Source organism: Candidatus Manganitrophaceae bacterium (assembly GCA_016200325.1).
GTDB lineage: Bacteria > Nitrospirota > Nitrospiria > SBBL01 > Manganitrophaceae > Manganitrophus.
The window spans coordinates 75,634-99,067 of sequence record JACQEZ010000009.1 but is presented as its reverse complement, the minus strand read 5'-3'; the positions used below and the strand labels follow the sequence as shown (position 1 = coordinate 99,067).

Here is a 23,434-nt window from a genome sequence, read left to right as displayed (position 1 = left end):
ATTCTGGGAGATTGGAAATGAAGATCGAGATTTTAAATAAGGTTCATCCCCTGATGGCGGAGGCGTGGACAAAGGGTTTTCGTCCTTCGATTTTGGAGGATAAGATCATCCTGACCGACCTTTTGGGCGCTTCTCCGGAATCGGCCGACTTAAGAAAAGCTGAGGCGGAGGAGCTGCGGAGCCGGATTGATCAAAACCAAGAAGAGGTGCTTATCTACCTCGACCAGCTGGAAAGTCTTCAGGTGAAGATCGACAGCAAGGTCTTAGGCGACACGGTTTGGATTGTCGGAAGCGAACACGCCTTGAAACGCTTGCCTGAAAACCAGGTGGGATATCTTCCGGAGGAGATTTACAGAATCAAGCAGGCAGGTTGGACAGAGGAGCATCTCAGGAAGGTCCATCAAGCAAAGAAATTTTTCGGGGGGACGATAATGAAGTAGAAAAAATGTCCGCTTATTTCTGTAGGATCAACGCGCATAGGGGGGTATCGATTACCCGAAGATTATTGCATGAACCTTCTATTGACGAAAATGGTGAACTATGGTATGAATATCTAAACGAACCATTTGCTAGGAGAACTACTATGGCTACGGCTCCCGCTAAGTTTAGGCTGTTCAGGCATGTCGAGCGAGGCCTCTATGATGCGACCGGCTCGATCAATCTGGATAATCTTAGAAAGGAGTTGGGGCTTACGGTTGAACAGATGGCCCAGGCGGTCGGCAAGAATTTGCGCACCCTTCAAAAGAACCCGCGTTCGCGCCCGATTCAAGAGCGGCTTACCCACATCGTGGCAGTCCTAACCCTGCTGCATGAGTTGACTGAAAATGCGGAAGAAGCGCAACTCTGGCTCAATGCTCCTAATCCTGACTACGCCGGACTGACCCCTAAACAACTCATCATCCAAGGTAAGGCCCAGGCCCTCATTGACTATCTCAATGAGATAAGGACCGGGGCCCTTCGCTGATGCTACCCGAGCATCGGGTTCTAAAATTTCTAAGACAGGTTTCACCCGAACCTCTCTCCGGCGCTTTTTACCGGATCGTCCGTGTCGATTTTATACAGGATCCCCTCGGAGCATTCGGATCAAAAAAGACGGGTGGCCGCTATAATCGAAAAGGCAAGCACGAGGTTCTCTATCTTGCCTCCGGGCCGGATTTGGCTCTTAAAGAATCCCTTCCGGGCTTCTCCGTCAAATTTCCCCCTTCGATCCTCTTCACGGTCGAGGCGAGGCTTGCTAGCATAATCAATCTGACGTCGGCCGAAGTGTGCGAAGGCTTGGGAATAACCGCAGAGAATCTGCTCACCCCATGGCGGCACGCTCAGAACGTGTTGGGAAAGGAGGCGATCACACAACGGCTGGGCCGTCTGATCCGGGCGAGCCGGCGCTTTGAGGCGATCGTCTACCCTTCGCGTGTTGATCCTAGTCGAAGCAATCTTGGGATCCTGATGGATCGGCTAAAGCAGGGATCCTCTATTGATATCTATGACCCCGAGCGGATCATGGAGTGGGTGTTCCGAGGAAAGAAATAAAATAAACTAATCGATTAAAAATAAATGAAGGCAGAGGCCTTGGGAGTTTATCTCCCAAGGCCTCTTTGTTTATCTGCATGGGAGTGTGAATGCGCTGGGTAAAGTTAAAGCTGATCAAGGAGAGTCGCCCAAGTTGGGCAACAAGGCTGATCTCTAAGGAAGCGGTCTACGAGATGCTCACGGCGTATTATAAGTTTCATGATCGGGAGGAAGCGTTGGTGATCTGTCTCGATAATAAGAACGTACCGACTTATATCCATTCCTTGGCGGTCGGCAGCCTGAACTTATGTATCGTTCACCCACGGGAGGTATTCAAAGTCGCGCTGCTTACGAATGCGTCTCAAATTATTTTTATTCATAACCATCCTTCAGATGATCCCACCCCATCAAAGGAGGATCAACAAATCACACAACGCCTTGTGAAAGGGGGGGATCTGATAGGAATCCCTCTGCTCGACTCTCTGATTATAGGAGGGGACAAGGTTATATCAATTGTCGGTCGACAACGTATCCGGACCGACATGGAGTGTTCGCCTAAACAGTGTGAGAATCCGTAATAGAAAGAGGAGGTTAGCCTATGCTTTATCATCATGGCAGTCAATCTTATGAAACGGCCGCCACCGAAGCGGAGATGCGGGCAAGATCGAAAATGGAAGAGATCCTCGAGCGCGGACGGGAAAAGGCCAAAATGGCGATCGAAGGGATTGTAGAGGAATTTAACAGCCGCGCGGACATGTTGGTCCCGACCAATGCAGTCCGATATGAAATCGATCCGGGGGCGGCGACTGCATCGCAAATACGGATCCTCCTGGGAGAAAGACCGTTCAACTTGACGGACCACGCCTTGGGCCAAACCCTTGCCCGGATGGGAATGCCAAAAGCCTATCTTGACCGGCTACGGAGGATCGACGAGCCGTGGGCCAACGAGCTTTTGCTTGGGAGCATGAAGCGGTTGATCGATCATTCGGTGGGGGTCGACCGGCTTCTGTTTCGCTCGGTAGGAAATACGGTGAAGGGCGTTCTCTCTTCGGCCTATCGCCGGTCTCTGGACGCCTCTCCCATTATTCAGGTCTTTATGGAAGAGGGAATCAAAGCGGGACTGGTCCCGGTCGACGGGTTGAACACGGAGACCCGGTTTCATCTCAAGTTGATCTACGATCGTCTTTACTCGCCGGCGCCGCACGAGGTCATTGCCTTCGGATTTAGCCTGACCACCTCGGACTATGGCGCTGGAGCGCTTCAGATCCAATTCTTTCTGATGCGCCTTTGGTGTACGAACTTCGCCATCGGAGAAAACTGCATGAGGGAGATCCACATCGGTCGAAGGTTCAAAACGGAGGACGAACTGGTTCTCAGTCAGCAGACCTACGATCTCGACACAAAGACAGTAGCGAGCGCGGTCAAAGATATCATCGCGGATGGGATCGAACGGCGAGCCGGCGCCGTTTGCGAACTGATCAAGAACGCCAACGAAAAGAAGATCGACGTTAAAGGAGCCCTGGAGAGCTTCCGCAAACGCGGGGTGATCACGAAAGAGCTGGGCCGAACCGCGGAGGCCTTGTATGAAAACGTGAACGACGTCACCTTTCTGCCGCCGGAGCGATCGGCGTGGAGACTATCGAACGTACTTTCTCTTATGGCGCAGAGTCAGGCCGGCGACAGGAAATTGGACTTGGAAGAAGCGGCGATGGAATTAGTCTCGGCCTAACTCGGATCCAAAATCAGTTAAAGGGGGACCCTGGTTTCGTCATCCAGGGATCCCCCTTTTCTTTTGAGGCTGAATCGGAAGGTTCAGTGAGGTGACGATTATAGACCGGAGGAAGAAGGAAGATGAGAGAAAGAAAGTATCATCTTCGCGAGGAAGAACGGGAGCTGATAAAACGTAAATATGATGGCAGGACAAAAACCATCGATGTAATCGATCGAGAATTGGGGTTTCGTTATCCCAGATGGTTCATCAAGCGAATGGCCGCCGATATGGGTCTGACACGTCGAAAAGAGCCCCGATGGTCGGAGCAAGAGGAAGCTTGGCTGGAGCGAAACCTGCCGAAAAAGAAATGGAGGGAGTTGGCCTCCCACCTTCGGCGCTCCGTCACGGCGGTGAGGCTCAAAGCGAAACATCTTCATCTTACGAAGAAATGCGATGGAAACCTAACCGCTGGGGGAGCGGCCGCGATCCTCGGTTGCGACCCCAAGAAAGTCGTCCGGTGGATCGAGCGAAATTTATTGGCGGCCAAACGATATTCGACCGACCGAACGGACGCTCAAGGAGGCCAACCTTACCGGATCGCTCCAAACGATTTGCGGAAATTCATAATTAAATTTCCGATGGAAATCGACCTCCGTCGGGTTGATCCCCATAGCTTTATTGATCTCCTGACCGGAGGGTTGGGATCGGGCCGATTGAAAAAAAAAGAGACCTCTTTGTCGGTCAATGATGAAACCGCCGACGTGGAGAACGGCTCGCTTTAAGAATGGCGGCGCCTTATTAGGATTTGAGCGGGGTCCGCGGAGGACCTCCGGGACCCCGCCTCTAGCAGGAAGGAGAGTATGTCGCGCAGCGTGAAACCATCAGAGCAGCTTGACCTCTTCGCGCTGATCGAAAACGGTCCGATCGCGAGCGGATCGCTTCCCGTATTGATGATCAGCGCCATAGAGGAGAATCATGACAAAAAGAAAGGTTTTGAACTACGGTTCCTATCGAATCTGGTTTTTCCGGATAGTTGGACCACGCAATTTCAAGACGCTGACGATCGAGCGTCCAAATATATCCAATCCATTTATGCCCTTCGCACGGTTGGGAAGCGGCTGAGCGATCTGATCCGGTTAAGTAAAGAGCGTCCCGGACCGGAGCTCGCGAAATCGTGGGAGGCGATGGGGCGGACTTTGAAAGAGATCTATTGCGGTTATTCGGGCGAGGGAGGCCTCCGGGTTTCCGTCGACCTGGTCCGGGCCCAGCTCACTTACCTTCGAGAACGCCTTCCTCCGATGGCGCAGCGCCGGTTGCTCCTCTCCGGCGTGCGCGCCGTCCTTGCGTCTCCTCCCAACGCAACGGTCGAGATCGTCGCGCAGTCTCTCCTACAGGACTTGGATCGGCTCTGCTCTGGGGACGTCAGCGCGGTCCAGATCGAACATTTCCTTGAACGTCTTTCGACGATTGAGAAAAACATCGACGGGGGACTGGTTCCTCGCCCGGGGCGAAAACTCAATTCCGAGGAGGGGAATGGGGCCTATTACTCCCCTGAACTCTTTCAACACCTTCTTCGTCTTCTTCAGATGCCCTCCATTTCCGGAGGCGAAATCAATGTCCTGGAGCCGAACGTCGGCAAAGGGGCCCTGATCCGGCCGATCGCTTCGCATCCTGGTTTTTTAACCCTCGGTTACGACCTAAACCCTCTCTCAGCCGAGATGGCGGAGGTCACCAGTTGGGTAGATCCCACCGCCGTGGCGGAGGCCTGCCGCAACGGGGAGCCCCTCCCCCTTTCGCGCCGCTGCGGCGTTCTATCGGGCCATGCGTTTGACCTATTCGATCAACTCCCCAACGGCCTATTCGATCTGCTGTTGGCAAATCCTCCGTTTATCAATGACATTCCAAAGAAGGGGTTGGAAAAAACCTTCCGGGGATTCGGCCTTTCTAAGCTGGCCGACGGATTTTCGTTGACCTCTTTCACACGCCAGGTTCTTCCGATGAAATTGCGCGACGGAGGTCTGACTCTCCTCGTCTCTTCGGCGCGGTCGCGTGGTTTTAAGCGGGTCCGGCATGCCACCGGGCATACGAGCCACCCGATCCTGATTCTGGCGCTCTCCGGTCAGCCGTTCTCGGCAAACGGAGCGGAACTGGCGCCGATTTCCATGTCGGCCTATCGCTTCGATGGGGAGAAATTGACGGGAAAGGAACAAGTCGAAGCGCAATGTTTCATCACGTTGAGCGCCTACCTTCCGGCTCGCGAAGCCAATGGGAAACAAACGGCCTGGTCGGAATGCGATATTCTGGCGATGGATTATGGTGTCCTGCCGCAATTCGTCGAACTCTACCTGAGTCCGGAGCGATGGGGTCCCCTGGAGCGGCAACATCTGGGGACCTCCTCGCGAATGGCACAACTGGCCAATCTCCTCCGCTTATTCATTCAAATTAAGGAAGCGGTCTTTTCGAGGATCGATAAACGGATTCAGGGGTCTAAACGCTCGTTCCAGATTCATGAAGTCGAACGATTCAGAAAAATGCGCGACGAAGCCGGCGCAAAAAGATTTCAGCAGATCGCGACGATCGCGGACCTTCAGTCCTGGGTCCGGGAGCTCGAATCAAAATGGGATTTTCCGCTGCAGGAGGAAATCCTCCTTCATCTTAAGAGAAATCCTCTTCGGGATCTCCTCTCAAAACGGAAGCGCCGGTCGAAGGGAGGCTCCGTCGTCTCAATCAGCGTGAAGCGGGCCTTCGACGCGATCCTGGCGGTTTCGAACCGTTTCTATTCTCGGTTTTATATTCTCTCCGCGATCTTTCTCTCGACGGCCGGAAAGGAGATCAAAGACATTTACGGGCCGTTCAACGGATTTTGCTTTGAATGTCATCACCCTCTCCTCAGACAAATTCCATACCCGTTTTCCCTATATCTTCTAAACGGCCGCGAGATTACGGGACTTCTGGAGGCCTTTCCGGAGGCTGAACAGAAAGCGGTTATTTCTCACATCGGAGAGCGATCGCGGATTATCAGGCGGTCCGCTGTTCAGTTCAACCAATTCGCCGAGCAGGCGGCGACTGAGATTGCGGGTGCGATCGGGAAAGAGTGGAAGGAGTCGCTTTTTGACGGGGGAATGCCCTCGGCCGGCAAGGCCTTACCTCTTACGCGATCTTCAAACGCGTTGGCGCGAGAACTCGGTCGGTTGCTTCACTCCCTGGCTCAGCAGAATCCGGAGCGGGTGAATGCGATGAATGGGGCCCTCTCTCCCCTGGAATCGATGAACCAACAGGAGCGCTATATTGGTTACCTGAAGCAGTTTTCCTCGTCGACGATATCGGAGCGGAGAATCAAAAATCTCATCGAGAAAACCGACGCGCTGATAGCGCATCTGGAGCAGGTAGAGGGAATTCTCTCCGGAGGTTTCGCGCGTTCAAGGAAGCGCGCCGCCTCCCTCGAGACTGTTTCGTAAAAACATGTTGAGAGTTCAACCGAATTTAAGCGGCCCTGAAGGGGATCCATCTCCCTCCGGGGCCGTGATGTTTTGAGGGTTAGGATGCCAACCCAAACAAGGAGATAAAAATTATGGAGACGATGGAACAACCTTCGATTGGCCTTGATGAGAAGTTTATACCCCTGATGCGGAGGTTCGGCGATGTTTTCTCGGGCGAGCGGATCTGGATCGGGGAGCTGTTGCAGAACGCCCGCCGCGCCGGCGCGACACGCATCTCGATATTGACCGATCCGTCCGATCTTCATTATTTCAGGATTGAAGATAACGGTCGCGGAATCGAGAATTTCCAGGCGCTCCTCGATCCAGGCGCCTCGGATTGGGAACCGGATATCATCGAGAAGGACCTCCCTTTCGGAGTCGGTTTTTGGTCGGCGATCGATATCGCCCGGAGGGTCGAAGTCCGCTCGCGAGGCTGGCGGGCGGTCATTCAAAAGGAGCGGCTTTTAGGAGGGGAGGCGATCCTCCTTCAACGGGATGACATTAAAGAAGGGACCGCCATCACGGTTCACCTGGTAAAACCACTCTCCCAGGTAAGTCACCGCGTCACGGAAGATTTCCGGGATTTTCTGAGCGACCTGGTCCCGGGATTTCCTGTCCCGGTCTTCCTCAACGGGCAGCCGCTCCCCAGGCCCCACGCTCTGGATGTTTGGAAGGGCCTGAAATTTCAATTTCCAGATGGAATCGCTCAGGTCGTATTGGATCGCCAGAACCATCGGCCGCTTGATCTCACCTATTATCAAGGATTGCCTTTGGGACCGTATGGCAATCGCGAGGGGCAGTGGCCGAGCCTTCATGCGGCGGGAATGGTTGTCTATCTTCACCTGATCGGCAATACCTGGAGGCTACAAGCCCCTGACCGCATTTACCTCTACGACAGCGATGAGGTCTATCAAAAGGTCGTATCCCTGCATCGGGCCGTGAAGAGAGCCGTCGCGGAACATATTATTGCGATCGGCAAAGCGGCGGAGTTTTTCGATCGACTGATTGATTGGGATTGTTCGGATCTCGTCCGAGCGCTTCCGATCCCGGCCGATCGGTGGCGGGTAATCTCGCAGCCGTTGCACCTGCCGCAGTTCGAAGCGGATGATCAGGAGCATGCGGTCGCGCTTGTTCCTCCGGGCGATATTCCTTTAAAGGGGGACGGTCGACGCTTCCTGATCGGAACACGTTATTGTTTTTGGCCTTCGGAGGAGAACATGGGCCATCACTTTGCGGCCTATCTCTTTTCCCTTCCGATTCTGGCCGCGTGGGACGATCCGAACCACTGGGTTCGGTCCGCGGAGCGAGCGGAGGAGTTGGAGGGATTTTTTCTACGGAAGCTGAGCGTCTCCGTGAACCCGGCCGAAGTCGTGGCGGAGGGCGAATGGCGTGGAAAGCGGGTCGTGATCTGCAAGCGCCATCATCTCCGTGTGTCCGGATATGGGAAAAAGGAGGTCCGGGAGGACGCGTTTCTTCAGGATACCTTCTGGATCATCGATGGACCGTACCGCGAATGTTATCCGATCGACCAGGCGTTCAGTTATCAAAACGAAGATGATGATTTCGACGCCGCGGGGTTCGAAGAGGACCATATGGAATTTCGGTCCCTATTGGCGGTCCTCAAGAATGACCACTCGAAATTGGTTTCGTGGGCGCTGGAGCGGTACCTGAAACCGCTTCAAGGATTGACGTTCGTGGTGAAAGCCGGCGAGGACAACATCATCGTTGAGGAATTGAAAGGGTAGGAACCAGAGTCAGTTGCACACAGAGGAGGCCCAGCCGATTGTATGTGGCGGGCCTCCTTTGCTTATTGGAAAGAGAAGTTCGGCCGTCATGGAGAGAGGAGCTTTTGTTGGAAAAGATAAAACCGATGTTAAAGATTTTCACACACGAAGTCGTTATTCCGGTAATCGGTTCGGAGATCATCGTATTTCGGGCCTGCGATCCGGTCTGCAAAGAGAACTACGTTGGAACGAGGTTAAATCTCCAGAGCGCTGAGATCCGCGAGGCGCAGTCCGTTAACCGCTTTTTCTGTGCATTCTGCGGACAGGGAGAGGATCGAGGGGCGGATCCTGCGCTGGAGATCGCCGTCGATTCTCATGAAGCTCCAAAGAAAAAGATAACGTTTCCAGCGGAATGAGGGATGGTCGGAAATGCTGATAAAAAAGAAAGTTCGTGAGTTCGTTCATGCCTCAAAATTCCGTATTTCGAAGGAGGCCCTTCCCGCCCTTGAGGAAGCGACGCGGATGATTCTTCGGAAAGCGATGAGCTATTCGAAGCCGTATAAAACGGTTCGATCGGTGGAGATCTTCCTAGCGCTTCGGCCGACTGACCCCGAAAAATCGAAAACAAAAAAGAGAAGAGCCGCGCCGGCGTAAGCAGGGTTAGAACGAGGCGCTGATCGCATTGGGCAACCGAAGAGGCCCTTTCCGTTGAAACCCGGAAAGGGCCTCTTTTTATGGAGATCGATTCTATGAGCGAGAAGGTAAAGTTTATTTACGAATTGACTGGCCAGACGGGCGGAACGCTTTATGAGGCGCTTCGAGAAAAAGACTTCGAAGCGCTGATCGAACGGGAGCGCGAGTACTACCTGAAGGAAACCGAGGTGGGAGGAGAGATACGGAACGCGCTCATTGAGTGGCTCCCGGACCACTTATCGGCCAGCGCCTGGGAAGAGATGAAAAAGATGGCGGGGGTTCAGGATCTTAACGGTTGGTTAAAAGAACACACTGCCGGGGAAGAGGACGAGAACCTCAGACAGGCCTACACGGATGAACAGATCGGTTGGCTGACCTCGACTCAAACAAAAAACGCCAAGGGTGTTTATCTTCCCTTGCTCTGGGAGCATCTCGATACGGAGAATGACGCCCAGGTCGCCCTTTTCTTCAATCTCATTCACTATCCGCCCGTCAATAAGAAGGGAAGGTTTGTCGATTCAAAGGATCCGCTCGAAATCCCCGCAGCCGTGGCCCGAAAGATCAAAAGACTCTCAGAACGGGCGAATATTCTCTCGAGAGAGAGCGGGCGAGGCGCCGGATCCCCCCCGCCGAAAGATAAGCAGGAAGGGAGCGTGGATGAGCGGATGCGAAAGCTCTACGGGAAGTCGACGGAATTGGAATTCCAGGCGGTGTCGGCGCTGATCGCGGTAAAAGGTTTTTACTGCGGCATTCATGGGGAACCGGTTCAATTCGAACGCGCGATGCCGCGAATGGACGTCATAACCTGCCCGAGCTGCGACCACCCGGTCTGTCCGGAATGCGCCAACGCCTATGAAAAAGATCCGAGTACGATCGAAGAGGCGAAAGCTTACATGGATTCCTGTGATGAAGTATCGGGGATGGCTTGGTGCGGCCAGTGCGGGGACTGGGGCGTCGAGTTCATGTTGAGGTTCCTTCGCTTGAAACGGTGCCCGATTCCCGGAAAGTATATCACCGATCCCCTTCCCCCGCGAGAAGCCCGGTATGTCGCTACGAACCGCGTTTCACAACTCCCGAACTTCCTTGGAATCGTGCATCGAGTCGCGAAGAGCTTTCGCGCGGGGATCTCCGGAATCATAAAGTACGAAGATCAAACAGGCGAAATCTGGGGAATCCCGGAGCGACACCCTGAAGGGTGGATCGTCACCATTTGTTATCCGGAGGAAAGATAATTCGCGTTCAAACAAAAGAAGTAGGTGAACAAATGAATTCTCTTGAGAAATTCCTTGTGACCAAGCGCGCCATCGTGAAAGCCCGTCAACCGGGATGGATCAAAGCGATGAACCTGTTGTCGTTGCATGAAAAACGGGAGAAGTTACTCGCTCAAAATGACCATCGACTCCGGACGTCTAAGACTGCGGCCTCTCACAGAAAAAAGATTGAAAAGCGGATTCTGGACCTCCAGACGTTAACCGTTGAGATAAGCCCCGTCAGGGGAGCTTTGGGGGAGTTGATCATCACGGTGAAGACGGATGATTTTCCGCGTCCGATCCTCATCAGAAGGTTCTTTACCAACGCGTTGTACCTGCCGGCGTTTCAAATTACAAAACATCATCTTTTTCGACTCATTCGTTTCATCGACTCCATCACGAACGCCGGCGCCGGGATCCAAGGGAACGGCAAGAGGGACTCTGACCGTTTCCACTTTTATGGATGGGACGGAGCGCAAGCGGTGATCAAGGTATGGAAGCCCGGGGAGAGCCGGTCCAGGAAAAGGGAAGGGCAATACTATCTTATTTCACACGTCGAAAACGGAAGTTTCACGGCGACGGAGGTCAGGAGCAGGGTGATCAGAACGGCCGTCCAAACGAATCCGGCCCCCGCGTTTGCGGTTCAACGTGCGGAGGCTTGGATATCCGGAAGCCGCTTCCATAAGCACTCGCGGGTAGGAAGCGCGGGCGAGCTACAGGCCGTTGGAAAAGCCTTCGATCGCCCTGCCGAATAAGAACGGAATTGGAGCGACCGATATGCAGACATCAATCACAGAGGACATAAAATGAAATCAGGTGTTTCCAAACATATAACGGTTTTCCGGGAGCCGATCGATGGCGGCTGGGAGAAGGTCCTCCCGTTCATCCATCAGATCGAGGAAGGATCGGTTATCGAAGTAGGTCTTCGGGCTCAGATCGGCGAACTCGCCGCGAAATGGAATGAGGTCTCAGAAGAAACCTCTTTCTATGTTCTTTTTCAGGTTCCTGAGGATCCGGAGGCGTCGGCCTCATTTTCATGGGCACTTCGCCCCTTTTTACAAGGGATGGGGTGGGATTTCGATTCGACCGGACCGATTCATCTGATCGCGAAGAGGCTTTGCGAGGATGTCGGAATCGAATTCAAGGCCCTCTATCGGGACGCTTATCCGGAGAGTGGGGATGACTATAAATGGATCGATACGCTCGAGGTCTACGACAAGGACATCGGCCGGGAAGAGGTTTTCGATCCGGTCCTGGCCATTCAGGACCTCCGATCGATCAACAAAACCTCCCTTGCCGATCTCCTTACCGAGCATTGGATAAAGAAGGGTCTGCTTTCTAAGGAGGAGGATCTTTCGTCGAATTCCTGGAATCGCGTGAGGGAGCGGGCCGGTCTCGAACCGGAAAATGCGCCTGAATCAACGCTCGAAGATTTGGCGATTGCATATTGGAAGGAGCCGACCCAAGAGCGGTGGGATCGACTGGCCGGGGTGGATACCCCGACCGGAACGGTGTGGCAACGATATTCTAAAGAAACCGGAAAGGAGTTAACCGGTCCGAAGTTCATTTTGGGAGTTCGGGTCCGGGACTGGGAACCCCTGCCGGATCCCGCGGAGGTCCTCAGCGCCTTGGAGATCTCCCCGAAGGCCGATTCAAGTGCGAGCGCAGCGCTCGCCCTGAGTCCCGCTCATCAAGCCGTCTTGGTTCCGGTGGATGCAATTCGGGTGGTTGAAAACACCCGACAATACATCGATCCGGAGCGGCTGGCGGGGCTGGCGGCCGATATCAAAGCGAGAGGGCTTCAGGGACCGATCACCGTCGCCCCGATCGGGGACGGAACCTACCACCTGGTCTACGGCGAGCGCCGGTTTCGAGCCCACCAGCTGCTGAATCTCGATACGATTGCCGCGTTTATTAAGACCGACCTCACACCTGAGCAAATTCGCGATATCCGTCGCTCTGAGAACCTACAGAGAGAGAACCTCTCCCCGATCGATGAGGCGGAGGATTTCGAGCAAGATCTGAAAAGCCGCTCGATTAAAGAGATCGCGGAAAGGGTGTTTCATGACGAAAGCTACATCCGGGACCGCCTCTCGCTTTTGTCACTTCATGGTCACGTGCGTGGAAAGCTCCGATCCGGGAAACTGAACGTGGGGATCGCCAAAATCCTGGCTTGCCTTCCTCAAGAGCGACAACTGCTTCTTCTTGAAAAGGTCGAGGCAGAGCAACTTAACACAAGACAGCTTTCAAACTATTTGAGCGAGAACAACGATCTTGATCTCACCCGGGCGCCGTTCGATACGGAGGAATGCCGCCAGTGTCCGCATAACAGCGCCGGCCAACCGGATCTGTTTGAGCGGGTGGCGTCGGGGCTTGGAAAATGCCTTCAGTCCCCTTGCTGGAGGAAAAAAGAAGAGGAAAAAGCCAACGACCTCGTCCGGCTCATCGAGGAAAGCGGTCCGAGGGCGGTCTTAACCGAAACGGTCCAGATCGGTTTGGGAGACCTTCCGAGCGACGTCGATCGTTCATTGGCGGTGCTTCACAACCGGGCCGAAATCGGAGAAGAGCAGATTAAGGAGTGCGCGTCTTGCAAGTTCTTGGTGGTCTTCGTCTCGAAGAATGGACGGCTCCTTCAGCAGAAAATCTGCGGAAATAAAGGGTGCTATGACGATTGCGCGAGCCGGTTCCGGGAGGCCAATAAAAAAGAAGAAAAGTCGGACGTAAAATCGAAGAATGCGAAAAAGACCGGTCGGGCAAAAGGAAGCGCCGGCAAATCAAAATCAACCGGAGGGGCGCCGTCACGGCCGAAAAAACTGATTCCTCAAAACGCTCCGCAACGGGTCAAAGAGATGAAGCGGCGGCGATATCGCGAGTACCTGACCCGACACCTCGTGGAAACTCCGGAAAATCTGGTCCGCGTTGTGATTCTCGGGTTGATCGATACGAGGTGGAGCCGCTCCTGGTCGGAGAATCCGAAGTTGAAAGCGTTCAGTGACGCGGTGAAGTGGAGCGATCATTCCACCGATAAAGCCTACCCGCTGATCCATAAAGCCGGGCGAGAGGAGCTGATCTCCATCGCGGGGGAGATCGCACGGCCGGTCTGCAGCCACCTTACCCTCCATCTAGAGGAAGAATTACTCTACGGCAACCTTCATCTCTCGGCCGAAGCGCTGTTCTCGGTCGATAAAGAGTATCTGGAGTTGCTGACCAAAGGGGAGATTGAAGATACGGCGAAAGAGATCGGTCTCGATCGATTTCTTCAGGCAAAAGGAAAGTCCCTTGCGAAGCTGGCCGCGCTGACGAAAAAGGAGTTCATCAAAGGCCTTCTCTCATCCGGTTTTAAGGCGGACCGGATGCCGGCCTGGCTCCAGCGCGAGACGACGCTGGAAGTGTCCTAGATCCTCGATAGCAGAATTGAACCTCAATTAAGGAGAAGTCCATGATCGATTTTAACAAGTTGGCGGAGCTGATTCCGCTTCAGGGGAAAATAACCTTCACCATTTCGAAGATTCAACTGGATCATCTCATGGTCCTCGTCCACCCGGTCTTTCCTTCGGTGGATGGATTGTCGGGCGCCGAAAAGGTCCGCTATGACCAGGCCCGGGTGCCGATCGCCATCAAGGCAACCGCGGACGAACTCAATGAAAAGTTCCTGGGGATTCTGATGCAAAATTTCGAAGAGGATGGGCGACTCTACAGAGCGATGTCTGAAAAGCGAAAAGCGGTGGACAAAGCGATTTCCGGATCCGGTAAAACCTCAGCAAAGAAGGAACAGAGCGGCAATCCAACGGCCTCCAGCGCCCCAGAGGGAAACGCGGTGACCGACAGCCCCGACGACGAGGGTTCCGAAGAGCTCGATGACAAAAACGAAAGTGAATCGGATGGGACCGCCGCCGTCACCGTTTCAGAGGTTGAAAAGGGAAAAAGCGAAGGGGGCAAGAAACAGGGATTTAGTTTGTTCGAATAACCGCAGCAATTTGGAGGAGAACAGATGATAGAAGTGAAACCGATTGAGCGGATCTTTATGCATGGTCAAATTAAGCTCGAGGATCCCGACAGCACGATGACACCGGAGCAGGTAAAGGAGTTCTATGCGGCGTCCTATCCTGAATTGTCGCAGGCGGTCATCGAGGAGCCGGAGCGTCGGGCTGAAAAGGAGGTTTATAAATTCACCCGGGCCGTGGGAACCAAGGGGGGCGAGCAATCGCCCCCCGATTTTATTACCGTCCAACAACTGGCCAAACAAGGAGACGAGTACTTTAAGAAAGGAGGTGTCGTATGGGTTCAAGAGGCGCTCACGCAATGCGTCGGAGCGCGCCGGCAAATGAATGGACCCGTAGTCTCGGTCCGAAAAGAGTGGCTCTCCCTCCTGCTCTAATCCCCCTTCCACGACTTCCTCGCCACCTGGTCACGCTGCCGGACATGGCGACCGATATCCTCAACATGAGGCTCGCTCAGATCGGCCTCTGGTTTTTTCCCGCAATCGGAAAATCGGGTGAGCGAATTCCCGGACCCTGGGAGAAGAAGACCGGATCCCAGATCATTCATGAGGAATTAAGCGGCTGGATCAGCGCGATTCTAGAGAAGAGGGCGGAGCGGTGTTTTGGGAAGTACGGCCACCAGATGCTCGTTGAACAGCATCCGGTATCGGGCCGCCTTCAGGTTTGCCTGGTCGTCGACTATCCGGCGAAGGTGGGAATTGTTTTCTGCGATATTCTCGAGCTAATCGGAAAAGAGGATCGCCGTTTGGAGGCCTTTGTCCTGGCGGCGCTGAGAACCCTTACATGGGCGAAGCCTTGCTACACCTATGAGGACGAAAGAGAACGAGTCCTCGACTGGTTGGAACAAGAGATCAATGACGAGCAGGGTCAGGAGGTGGAGAAAGAACTTCAGGAAAGAATCAAATGGCTGAATGAAGGGATCCCAAAACGGTACCGGAGCGTTCTTCGCAACGGGAAAAAGGCGGAATTTCCACGCACGCCGAAAGCGCCCCCTGAGAACTCCTGGCTCCATGGATGGTGGTCGTGGTCGAAGGAGGTGCAAAAGAGAAGCGCCGATTGGAAGGCTCCGGTCTCTTATGAATTGGAATTTCGCGACTTCGATTCCGAGAACGTCGATCCCAACTACCTGATGCCGATCCTCTGGTCCCCAACGGATCCGATCATGGACGCGTTCGATGAAATGATGCAGAACGAGTTCTGTAATTATGGACGATCAGCGGCGGCTTACTGCCTTTCCAGCGCGGAGGACTTAAAAGAGATTCTTTTTACTCTCGAAAGGTTGGGGGAAATCTACGATTTGCACGTCAAGGCATGCGGCCTCGACAGACCGCCGGAAAAAGAAAAGGAGAAAAAGGATGGTTAATCCGCTGATTCCAAAGATCGCTCTGCTCTACTACACGGCGGATCAACCCGATTCGCCGGCGATCGACTACTGGCAGATCCATAACATTTTTATAGACGAAAAGGGAATACCGCAACTAAAAGCGGGGGAACCGGTAAAGAGAAAAACCTTAGAAGCGCTCTGTCAGACGATGCTTCCGGTGATCAATCGGCGGCTCGGTTGGGTCGATCCCACGCTTCTTGCCTATGGGTGGGGCATCGACGGCCCATTGATCTTCTGGTGTCCTCCGGTCCGCAAACCGATGTATTTCGGTAAATCGGCGGACCTCAAAAGCGGAGTCGTCGAGTGGCCCTCCCTGATTCTGGTCGCTCGGCCGGATTCTCTTCTGGTTTTCGTTTCCGGAGGGGACGGGAGACCGGAGTTGAAGACCCCGCTTCTTAAGAGTCCCTTCTACAACGTAAACGCTCAGCACGAAGTCTGCTGCGGCTCGAGTCAGATCCCCGATCATTGCTGGCCGGCCGCCATCCCGGGCTGGACCACCGCCTTCTACCAAAGCGCGTTCACCCATACGAACGCGGAGGACACGGCGGTCTTGAAGAAAGGAACGATGCGACAGCTTTGGGGGGATCTCATTTCCGGAAAACGAAAGCGCTTCCCCTATCAGCTCTTAAAGCCGGCGGGTTTCACCGTCGGCGGGCTACTGGAAAGGATCGGTCTGGGTGAATCAGAAAGACGACATTCTACAACGGCAATTACCGACGATGATTGTCCCGATTTATGAACCGCTCTCGCCGATCGCGCCGGGCACCGCGAGGTTGCTCATGGCGAAGGATGGTCTCTGGATCGAGGCCGACGCGATCTGGGGGCATTTTAGAAAACAGCTCTGGGACAGTCCGAGGGACCTTCCGTATGGCCTGATTGAGGAGATAGGCGCATTACGATGCGGAAGGATCCCAACGAGGTACCTCGATCAATTCGCTTTCCAGGCGAACGAGGAAGCGGAACGAGGTTGCGAAACGGCCGCTTGGATCATCTGGCATCCGACGATCGGCTGGAAGTATCACCAGTTGGAATTTCTTGATCAGAGCGCGGTAAGCGTTTCGTATCGATGGCCACAGCTCGAACCGGAGTGGCATCTGATTCTTGATTTGCATAGCCACGGCCGGCTCCCAGCCTTTTTCTCATCCACAGACGAACGGTCGGACCAGGGAAATCCTCACTTCTCAATGGTCTTCGGCAAATGTCAGCGCGGCATGAATCGCGCCGATTTGGATTGCGAGCTGCGGCTCTGTATTGCCTCTTTCTACTTCGATGAAGACGTTTCTCTTGAAAGAGGAGAAAGGAGGTCTTAATGCGCCACTATTTCCCGCTGGCAAGCACCCATTCCCCAGTGGAAGTCGACCTGGTCGGCTGTGGAGGAACCGGCAGCGCCGTCGCCGGAAGGCTTGTTTACCTTAACCAAACTCTTCTCGCTCTGGGACATCCCGGGATCTCAGTCACAGTGTACGATCCCGACTATGTGACAGACGCAAACGTCGGCCGGCAGCTCTTTTATCGAGAAGATGTGGGCCATCCAAAGGCGACGATACTGGTCACCCGAATTAATCAGTGTACCGGCTTCTCATGGATGGCGGAGCCGCGGCGGTATCCTGGAAGCCATGATCACAGAGCGAGCCTTGTCATTACGGCCGTCGACACCGGGAAAGCCCGCGTGACGATCGGTCACTTCCTTCAGAGTGCGGGTCGCGATTTGGTCTATTGGCTCGATTGCGGAAACAGTCAACAGAACGGGCAGGTCATTCTGGGAACCCCCAGGGCGATCAATCAACCCGAACGCAAAGACGCCATAGATCGCCTGCCAACTGTTTTAGACCTCTACCCGGAGATCGCGGATCCTAAACGTGAAAAAGATTCGGGGCCCTCTTGTTCGCTTGCTGAAGCGATCGAGCAGCAAGATCTCTATATCAACCAGTTTGTTGCGTTGGAGGCGAGCCAGCTACTATGGTTCGCATTCCGCCGCGGCTACATCGATTACTCGGTTTCTTATGTGAGCCTGCAGCCGCGGAACACGCGGGTTCTACCGATCGATCCTGAAATCTGGAAACGATTTGGATATCGGATCGGCCCAAAGCAACCAAAGAAAGGTAGAAGATAGCGAAAGGCTCAAATGATAGTGAGGGCCCAGCTTTCGGCGACGGAGGCTGGGCTCTCATTTTATAACGTCCAATTGGAGTTCAATTCATGATTGACGGCAAGCGAGAGGCGATTCATAAAAAAGTTGTTGACCTCAAGGCATTCCGCGAAAAGGTCATACGGCATCGGCGCTCTCCGGATGACGTGGCGGAACTTGTCTATGATGAGATACCCCACTTCGAACAGATCATTGACCCACTGCTTCGCGGTGAAATCCCGCCGGCTCCCCAGATGGATGCGCTCTTTCCATCGGTCAAAAATAAAAAGATTTTCAAAGCAATTCAGCCGGCGCCGCATGAGGCCGGTCTCTTTTTGCTGCCTTACCAAGACTCCTTTCGGTCGCGTTTTATTGCTGCTCTGAACGAGGAAATACAACCGCTCCAAACGATGATGAGGAAGCTGCGGGACCTTGAACGTCTCTATCTGCGCTCTGAGAAGGAATGCATAAATGCAGCGGTCGAGAATGGTAAAGAAACGAAGAAGGAACCGATCATCAACCGGTATAAGCGAGATTATAATTTCTTTAAACTGTTATTCACGCTGACTATCGATAATAACCAGCTGGGGGAGCTCCTTTCGGAGGTCGGCCGGCTGGCAGAGGAGGAGGCGATCCCTCCAGGCGATCTCGTCGAAATATTTGAGGTCGCAAGAAACAATGGGCGAGCGAGCAAGGAATTGACGAGAAGCTTGCAGCAATTCGAGCGGATGGCTTCGTTGTGTGAAAATATTTATGTCTGCTCGATCGCCTCGTGGCCCTCGCTATCCAACTATATTTCAATGAAGGTGAAGGCGATAGAACGTAAATTGGTCCCTCCGGGCAATTCCTCATTCTTTCGTCCCGAGTATGTAAAATTCAACGAATTGCTCACTTCCCTTCTTGCCGGGTTGAACGGAACCCCTACTTCGATGCAAACGAAAGCGCTCTTTTATGCTTATCTCTCATTTGAGGCGTTTCTTCAAGAGAGGCGGTGTCCGAAAGATCTATATCGGCTCAACAACTTCAGTCAGGTCGGCGCCGGCAAAACCTACACCACTCCGATCTTCCTCAGGCTATTTTCATACCTCATAGGCCGGCGAGCAATCAGAGCTGGAAAACCCGGTCCCAAACTGGTTACGCTGTATTTCACTGAAGCGAACCTTGTGCAAAACGTCGTCGAGTCCATGATCGATATCGGCGTCTCAAAGGACACGCTCCACATGACCCAGATGAAAGATCTTTCCACGCTGCCCCTCAAAGAAGGGGATTGTGTCGTCTTAAGTCGCCACGAATTCGGTTTGAAAGAGAAATGGCAGATTGTCCACCCACTCGATATTCTCGTTAAACGCGGTCTTGAGTTTATCATCGTGGCCGATGAATCCAGCTTTCTGAAGAACACCGAGAGCGGGATTTCCAATGCCATGGAGCTCCTCTATACGCATCTAAAAAAGCGGCATGCGCTCTGGGTGGACTATCGGCTCTCTGCCACGCCCACAAACAACGACACAGGCGATTTTATTTATCTTCTTAACACGAACGCCGTCAATATCTCCTCCTTCCTGCATAGTTATCCGGCAATCGCAGAGAGGATGGATCGGTCCCTCCGACAATTCCAGGGAGAGGCGACGGCGGACCGACCCGTTTCGTTAGATCAGCTTCTTACCCTCCTAAAACACGGAGGCTCCCGAACCGGCGTCCTACTCTTCGGAAACGTTCTCGACGAGGGGAAAGAGGACAAAAATGGAGAGAACAAACCGAGTGAATCACAGCGTCGGCTCCGGGCGCTCTACTACTCGGATTGCGCCGGAGCAGTGTTAGCGTTGTTCTATTACGCGGTTTATTATATGGGTCTGTTTAAGATCTCCATCGATGTTGAGGAATCTACTGAAGTGGGGCTACTAGATGTCCTCAATCATCTCGGTGTCGGATATCTACAATTCACGCAGCCAGCGGTGGACCCGGTCCCTGGCATCACCGGGCTCAAACAATCGATTCATCATCCCGGATCGCGAAGGCTTTCCTGTTTGATTCCATGTCTCTTGCTTGTGAAAGAAATGACCTCCGCGATTACCTACGACCGGGCGCTCAACGCCGAAACCGACGTCCATTTTCAAATCAATGCGAAGCAATTGAAGGCGAACCTAATAGAGAGCGTCACGATGCTTGAGGTACTGGAGAAAATCAGGCAGTTTCTAAATTTAGTGATGTTCGCCAACCTGGTGCGCAAGGCAAGGGCTAACCAGACCGGATGGTGGCTTCTAAAATCGGATATTGAGAACGAGTTTTCCAAACTGAGGTTGGAATTTGCAGTCGCTTATGGCGCCGTTCGAGGTCTTGCTGTGGTCCACAAACAAGAGGAGGTCACCAGAAAAGTTCATCAAGGATTCAGCATTACCGATAAGACCGACCATTTTCCGTATCTGGCCATCGAGCCTTCCGAACGAAAAAAGCTTCTTGCAATCCTTGAAAAGCAGTCAGGCGAAGGAATTCTTGGGCCCCGACTTTTTGACGATTTAGCGCAATACTTTACCCCGATAAAATTCTTCGAGCTGGCCGAATTGCTCGAACGTCCCGCACAGGAGATAACACCGCGCGAGCGAGATCGGCTTCGGGAGGAAATTGAAAAGAAACGGACGACGATCATCGAAACTCTCGGCGATGCGTTAGGGTTCACGACGCGAATTGAGAAAAGCGATCAGCTGCTCCGAAACTTCGCGAAAGACCTGGGTGGACTTAAACCCGACGAGGACGGTCTTATTCATTTCCGGCCGTCGATCCTCGTCCGCTACCCCGCTTTTCTCCAATCGGTTCACGATATGATTCAAGGAGCGATCGGATGCCGCGCCGAATACGAGCGAGCAGAACTATGGCGCCTTCTTAACGATATTGGCTCCGCCCTTATCGATTCGGCTCAAACTCTCATCGAATTTGGGCTCATTTTTCAAGGCTCGGAGGCGCTCAATTTCCCATTAGTGCTTCGGTTTTCAGATCAGGTGCTCAGTCGTCTTTCCGCGCTCTTTTCGGGTAAGAAAATAACGCTCCAGATCGAACCCGGAGATGGAGATCGCATTCGGCGAGTGATCGCTCGGGCGTCTAGTTTTGAGAATTTCTCAAAGGGCATGGCGCAGTTGGCTCGGCGTCATGAGGTCCCACTTTTAATTGCCTGTCACTATCGATTTTCGCAAAGTAGCGTAATCGCCGCGACGGAGGCGGAGTTCGCGATAAACGGAACGATTAAAAAAGAGGAGCGTTATAGGATTCTCGAAGGATTTGATCGATTAGGGGAGAAGATGGGCCGGGTGCTCGTCGTCACGACGAAGGCGATACTCAAAGGGTTTAATATTTTCAATGCTCAATATGGATTTATGGCTGAGGGGATGAACAATGCGGAAGAGAGGATTCAAATGGCCGGTCGCCTTCGGCCGCTTTACCCTCAACATCTTGGCGAGATTGATCGATGGATGGAAGGTCTTCAGAAAAAATCTTCCGAGGCGCCTGTTCTCCGGCATCTGTCACGGCTGAAGGAGCAGGTGAAGGTATTCGATGTGGTCGCGGCCGAGTTACTTGGCGGTTTCCCGGATATCCAAGCAGGGAAGGCTTTGATGCTGAACAGCTTTCTTTTCCAGCAGATCCATCAGCGATCCTTCCCTGAGATATTTTCAGACGAGGAAACCCTTCACTATATTGATAGCGAACCGGCATTTAATTCAAAAACGGTGGTCCAATTTTGCGAAACATCTGTTGACGAGGCGATGCGGTGGTACGTCGATAAGGTCGAAGGGAAAACGGAAATTTCTTTAGAAGAGCTCATCAATATGATCGATGAAGAAATTCACGAGAAGGCAGTGGAAAACATGAAAGTCTCGAGTTATTATTCGATTTTGGAATCTGGAGAAGTGTGATTCAACATCTGATGTTGAATTTTAATGAAGGGGTCCCTCCCAAAGAGGGACCCCTTGGGGGTTGGCCTTTTTTTTTGCCTTTTTCAGGAAACATTTTATCCGATTTCTGAATATCTATATAAAAGACAAGCGTTGCCTGCTTTATGATAATAAATTTGCCCTTGCACGAACTCTTGAATGCGGGCTTTGATCTGATCTCTTATTTCACGAAATTTCTCTAATTTCTCATTATCAGATCCCTTATAAACCCTTGGATCTTCAAAGGGCCAGAACAATCGGTTCATCGCTCCTGGAAAGATTCTGGGACAATTCTTCTCTGCTTTTTCGCAGACGATAATAACGTGACGGAATGCGAGTTTCCCGAGAAACTGCTCCACCCCTTTCGATCGTTGATCATCGATATTAATCCCATCTTCTTTCATAACTGCTTTTGCCAGCGGATGAACCTCTTGCGGTTCGAGTCCGGCGCTCAAAATATTAACTCTCTCTCCGATAAATTTCTTAAAATACGCCTCCGCCATCTGACTGCGCGCGGCGGTTCCCGTGCATAGAATGAGGATATTTTCTTTTTTCATTTGTTGTCCTCTTTCCGAATAAGGCAATAAACTTGAGCGCCGGCAATGCTTCCGAAAATGGGAGCAATCCAATATATCCAATGGTATTGAAAACTGCCCGAGATAACCGCCGGCGCAAACGATCGCGCAGGATTCATCGAGGCCCCGGAAATCGGCCCTCCGAAGATCGCCTCCAAGGCGATCGTGGCGCCGATCGCTACCCCGGCCATCAACCCTTCGGCCCGGTCGTCATGGGCGACCCCCATGATCACGAACATCAGCATAAACGTCAGCACAAATTCAAGTGTGAAACTCTGCCCCCACGATCCGGCCGGCAACGTCGCTCCCAGGTTTGTTGGATGGCCCGAGAAGACAAAACTCAGCACAAAACTGGCGACGACTGCGCCCAGTAACTGAGCCATCAAATAAGGAGCGATTTCTCGTGCTGGATGTCTCCCTATGGAGAAGAATGCTAAAGTTACTGCGGGATTTAGGTGGGCGCCTGAAATAGGACCGACGGCATATATCATGGCGAGAACGATGAGGCCGAAGACCAGACCGATCCCCAATCCGGTCACTTGGCCCTCTGTCACTTGATTCACGATGACAGCGCCAGTACCCGCAAAGACAAGACAGAATGTACCGATCGCTTCAGCAAGGTAGCAACGATGGTTCAGTTGTTTCATTTGACGTCGGCGAGAAAAGATTGAACACGTTGTTGGACCGCGGAAAAGACTCTCCGAAAAACTCTCATTTTCTCTTCATCGCTTCCTTTGGCCTCGGCCGGATCTTCGAGACTCCAATGAATATTGATCGGACCGGGCCATATTGGACAGCTTTCTTTTGCGCTCTCACAGACGGTAATCACGATGTCGATCGGCTGATTTTTAAATTCATCCCAAGATTTCGAACGCAGATCTTCTGTGGGAAGGCCCGCTTCATGAAGGGTACGAATCGTCAACGGATGGACAATCCCCGTCGGTTTTGCCCCCGCGCTCAGCGCCTGATACCGGTGCTTTCCTAAATGATTTAAAAGCGCTTCCGCCATCTGGCTTCGGCACGAATTACCGGTGCAGAGAAAAAGAACCTGTTTCATCGC

The 23,434-nt window shown here is 53.0% G+C and carries 23 protein-coding genes; 20 read left to right on the top strand and 3 right to left on the bottom strand.

Translation table 11 applies throughout. The features are described from left to right. Positions 1-17: 17 nt before the first annotated feature. The 20 genes from HY282_07410 (at position 18) to HY282_07315 (ending at position 21,781) form a co-directional block, all read left to right on the top strand. Complete coding sequence (locus tag HY282_07410) at positions 18-440, top strand: hypothetical protein (protein MBI3803576.1); 423 nt, start codon at positions 18-20, stop codon at positions 438-440. 143 nt (positions 441-583) lie between these two features. Then, entirely contained in the window at positions 584-964 is a 381-nt protein-coding gene (locus HY282_07405; GenBank protein ID MBI3803575.1) for a DUF2384 domain-containing protein, read from the top strand. After that, the gene (locus HY282_07400; GenBank protein ID MBI3803574.1) at positions 964-1,530 is read left to right on the top strand and encodes an RES family NAD+ phosphorylase; all 567 of its coding nucleotides are present in this window, start codon (positions 964-966) and stop codon (positions 1,528-1,530) included. The genes HY282_07405 and HY282_07400 overlap by 1 nt, the downstream gene beginning before the upstream one ends. A gap of 89 nt (positions 1,531-1,619) precedes the next feature. After that, positions 1,620-2,087: a JAB domain-containing protein gene (locus tag HY282_07395; GenBank protein ID MBI3803573.1), complete on the top strand. Its 468-nt coding sequence runs from the start codon at positions 1,620-1,622 to the stop codon at positions 2,085-2,087. Positions 2,088-2,107: 20 nt separating this feature from the next. Next, positions 2,108-3,238, top strand: a complete 1,131-nt coding sequence (locus HY282_07390; GenBank protein ID MBI3803572.1) for a hypothetical protein — start codon at positions 2,108-2,110, stop codon at positions 3,236-3,238. A gap of 122 nt (positions 3,239-3,360) precedes the next feature. Next, entirely contained in the window at positions 3,361-4,002 is a 642-nt protein-coding gene (locus tag HY282_07385; GenBank protein MBI3803571.1) for a hypothetical protein, read from the top strand. A 90-nt stretch (positions 4,003-4,092) separates the two neighbouring features. Continuing rightward, complete coding sequence (locus HY282_07380) at positions 4,093-6,678, top strand: hypothetical protein (protein MBI3803570.1); 2,586 nt, start codon at positions 4,093-4,095, stop codon at positions 6,676-6,678. A 113-nt stretch (positions 6,679-6,791) separates the two neighbouring features. Further along, positions 6,792-8,444 (top strand): hypothetical protein, encoded by a 1,653-nt coding sequence (locus tag HY282_07375; GenBank protein MBI3803569.1) that lies wholly within the window; start codon positions 6,792-6,794, stop codon positions 8,442-8,444. 107 nt (positions 8,445-8,551) lie between these two features. Then, a complete protein-coding gene (locus tag HY282_07370; GenBank protein ID MBI3803568.1) occupies positions 8,552-8,839 on the top strand; it encodes a hypothetical protein in 288 nt (95 codons plus the stop codon). Between the two features lie 13 nt (positions 8,840-8,852). Beyond that, positions 8,853-9,077 (top strand): hypothetical protein, encoded by a 225-nt coding sequence (locus HY282_07365; GenBank protein ID MBI3803567.1) that lies wholly within the window; start codon positions 8,853-8,855, stop codon positions 9,075-9,077. A gap of 95 nt (positions 9,078-9,172) precedes the next feature. Continuing rightward, positions 9,173-10,348: a hypothetical protein gene (locus tag HY282_07360; protein MBI3803566.1), complete on the top strand. Its 1,176-nt coding sequence runs from the start codon at positions 9,173-9,175 to the stop codon at positions 10,346-10,348. After that, complete coding sequence (locus HY282_07355) at positions 10,312-11,121, top strand: hypothetical protein (GenBank protein ID MBI3803565.1); 810 nt, start codon at positions 10,312-10,314, stop codon at positions 11,119-11,121. Before HY282_07360 ends, HY282_07355 begins: the two co-directional genes overlap by 37 nt. A 51-nt stretch (positions 11,122-11,172) precedes the next feature. Further along, the gene (locus HY282_07350; GenBank protein MBI3803564.1) at positions 11,173-13,764 is read left to right on the top strand and encodes a ParB/RepB/Spo0J family partition protein; all 2,592 of its coding nucleotides are present in this window, start codon (positions 11,173-11,175) and stop codon (positions 13,762-13,764) included. Positions 13,765-13,805: 41 nt separating this feature from the next. Next, a complete protein-coding gene (locus HY282_07345) occupies positions 13,806-14,333 on the top strand; it encodes a hypothetical protein (protein ID MBI3803563.1) in 528 nt (175 codons plus the stop codon). A 24-nt stretch (positions 14,334-14,357) separates the two neighbouring features. After that, on the top strand, positions 14,358-14,744 hold the full coding sequence (locus HY282_07340; GenBank protein MBI3803562.1) for a PRTRC system protein C: 387 nt from the start codon (positions 14,358-14,360) through the stop codon (positions 14,742-14,744). A gap of 44 nt (positions 14,745-14,788) precedes the next feature. Then, positions 14,789-15,730, top strand: a complete 942-nt coding sequence (locus HY282_07335) for a hypothetical protein (GenBank protein ID MBI3803561.1) — start codon at positions 14,789-14,791, stop codon at positions 15,728-15,730. Beyond that, positions 15,723-16,490: a PRTRC system protein B gene (locus HY282_07330; protein MBI3803560.1), complete on the top strand. Its 768-nt coding sequence runs from the start codon at positions 15,723-15,725 to the stop codon at positions 16,488-16,490. Before HY282_07335 ends, HY282_07330 begins: the two co-directional genes overlap by 8 nt. Beyond that, entirely contained in the window at positions 16,429-17,061 is a 633-nt protein-coding gene (locus tag HY282_07325) for a PRTRC system protein A (protein MBI3803559.1), read from the top strand. The genes HY282_07330 and HY282_07325 overlap by 62 nt, the downstream gene beginning before the upstream one ends. Next, complete coding sequence (locus tag HY282_07320) at positions 17,061-17,864, top strand: PRTRC system ThiF family protein (GenBank protein ID MBI3803558.1); 804 nt, start codon at positions 17,061-17,063, stop codon at positions 17,862-17,864. Before HY282_07325 ends, HY282_07320 begins: the two co-directional genes overlap by 1 nt. Positions 17,865-17,950: 86 nt before the next feature. Beyond that, a complete protein-coding gene (locus HY282_07315; protein MBI3803557.1) occupies positions 17,951-21,781 on the top strand; it encodes a hypothetical protein in 3,831 nt (1,276 codons plus the stop codon). 95 nt (positions 21,782-21,876) lie between these two features. Here HY282_07315 and HY282_07310 read toward each other — a convergent pair whose 3' ends face one another. From HY282_07310 to HY282_07300, 3 genes are read right to left on the bottom strand one after another with little or no spacing between them, the layout of a single operon-like run. Continuing rightward, the gene (locus tag HY282_07310; GenBank protein MBI3803556.1) at positions 21,877-22,356 is read right to left on the bottom strand and encodes an arsenate reductase ArsC; all 480 of its coding nucleotides are present in this window, start codon (positions 22,354-22,356) and stop codon (positions 21,877-21,879) included. After that, positions 22,353-23,021, bottom strand: a complete 669-nt coding sequence (locus tag HY282_07305; protein MBI3803555.1) for an MIP family channel protein — start codon at positions 23,019-23,021, stop codon at positions 22,353-22,355. Before HY282_07305 ends, HY282_07310 begins: the two co-directional genes overlap by 4 nt. Next, a complete protein-coding gene (locus HY282_07300; protein ID MBI3803554.1) occupies positions 23,018-23,431 on the bottom strand; it encodes an arsenate reductase ArsC in 414 nt (137 codons plus the stop codon). Before HY282_07300 ends, HY282_07305 begins: the two co-directional genes overlap by 4 nt. Positions 23,432-23,434 lie beyond the last annotated feature (3 nt).

Bases quoted from the DNA above. Each gene is read 5' to 3' on its own strand.
- HY282_07410 (MBI3803576.1), top strand. From the start codon at position 18: ATGAAGATCGAGATTTTAAATAAGGTTCATCCCCTGATGGCGGAGGCG.
- HY282_07405 (MBI3803575.1), top strand. From the start codon at position 584: ATGGCTACGGCTCCCGCTAAGTTTAGGCTGTTCAGGCATGTCGAGCGA.
- HY282_07400 (MBI3803574.1), top strand. From the start codon at position 964: ATGCTACCCGAGCATCGGGTTCTAAAATTTCTAAGACAGGTTTCACCC.
- HY282_07395 (MBI3803573.1), top strand. From the start codon at position 1,620: ATGCGCTGGGTAAAGTTAAAGCTGATCAAGGAGAGTCGCCCAAGTTGG.
- HY282_07390 (MBI3803572.1), top strand. From the start codon at position 2,108: ATGCTTTATCATCATGGCAGTCAATCTTATGAAACGGCCGCCACCGAA.
- HY282_07385 (MBI3803571.1), top strand. From the start codon at position 3,361: ATGAGAGAAAGAAAGTATCATCTTCGCGAGGAAGAACGGGAGCTGATA.
- HY282_07375 (MBI3803569.1), top strand. From the start codon at position 6,792: ATGGAGACGATGGAACAACCTTCGATTGGCCTTGATGAGAAGTTTATA.
- HY282_07365 (MBI3803567.1), top strand. From the start codon at position 8,853: ATGCTGATAAAAAAGAAAGTTCGTGAGTTCGTTCATGCCTCAAAATTC.
- HY282_07360 (MBI3803566.1), top strand. From the start codon at position 9,173: ATGAGCGAGAAGGTAAAGTTTATTTACGAATTGACTGGCCAGACGGGC.
- HY282_07350 (MBI3803564.1), top strand. From the start codon at position 11,173: ATGAAATCAGGTGTTTCCAAACATATAACGGTTTTCCGGGAGCCGATC.
- HY282_07345 (MBI3803563.1), top strand. From the start codon at position 13,806: ATGATCGATTTTAACAAGTTGGCGGAGCTGATTCCGCTTCAGGGGAAA.
- HY282_07340 (MBI3803562.1), top strand. From the start codon at position 14,358: ATGATAGAAGTGAAACCGATTGAGCGGATCTTTATGCATGGTCAAATT.
- HY282_07335 (MBI3803561.1), top strand. From the start codon at position 14,789: ATGGCGACCGATATCCTCAACATGAGGCTCGCTCAGATCGGCCTCTGG.
- HY282_07330 (MBI3803560.1), top strand. From the start codon at position 15,723: ATGGTTAATCCGCTGATTCCAAAGATCGCTCTGCTCTACTACACGGCG.
- HY282_07320 (MBI3803558.1), top strand. From the start codon at position 17,061: ATGCGCCACTATTTCCCGCTGGCAAGCACCCATTCCCCAGTGGAAGTC.
- HY282_07315 (MBI3803557.1), top strand. From the start codon at position 17,951: ATGATTGACGGCAAGCGAGAGGCGATTCATAAAAAAGTTGTTGACCTC.
- HY282_07310 (MBI3803556.1), bottom strand. From the start codon at position 22,356: ATGAAAAAAGAAAATATCCTCATTCTATGCACGGGAACCGCCGCGCGC.
- HY282_07305 (MBI3803555.1), bottom strand. From the start codon at position 23,021: ATGAAACAACTGAACCATCGTTGCTACCTTGCTGAAGCGATCGGTACA.
- HY282_07300 (MBI3803554.1), bottom strand. From the start codon at position 23,431: ATGAAACAGGTTCTTTTTCTCTGCACCGGTAATTCGTGCCGAAGCCAG.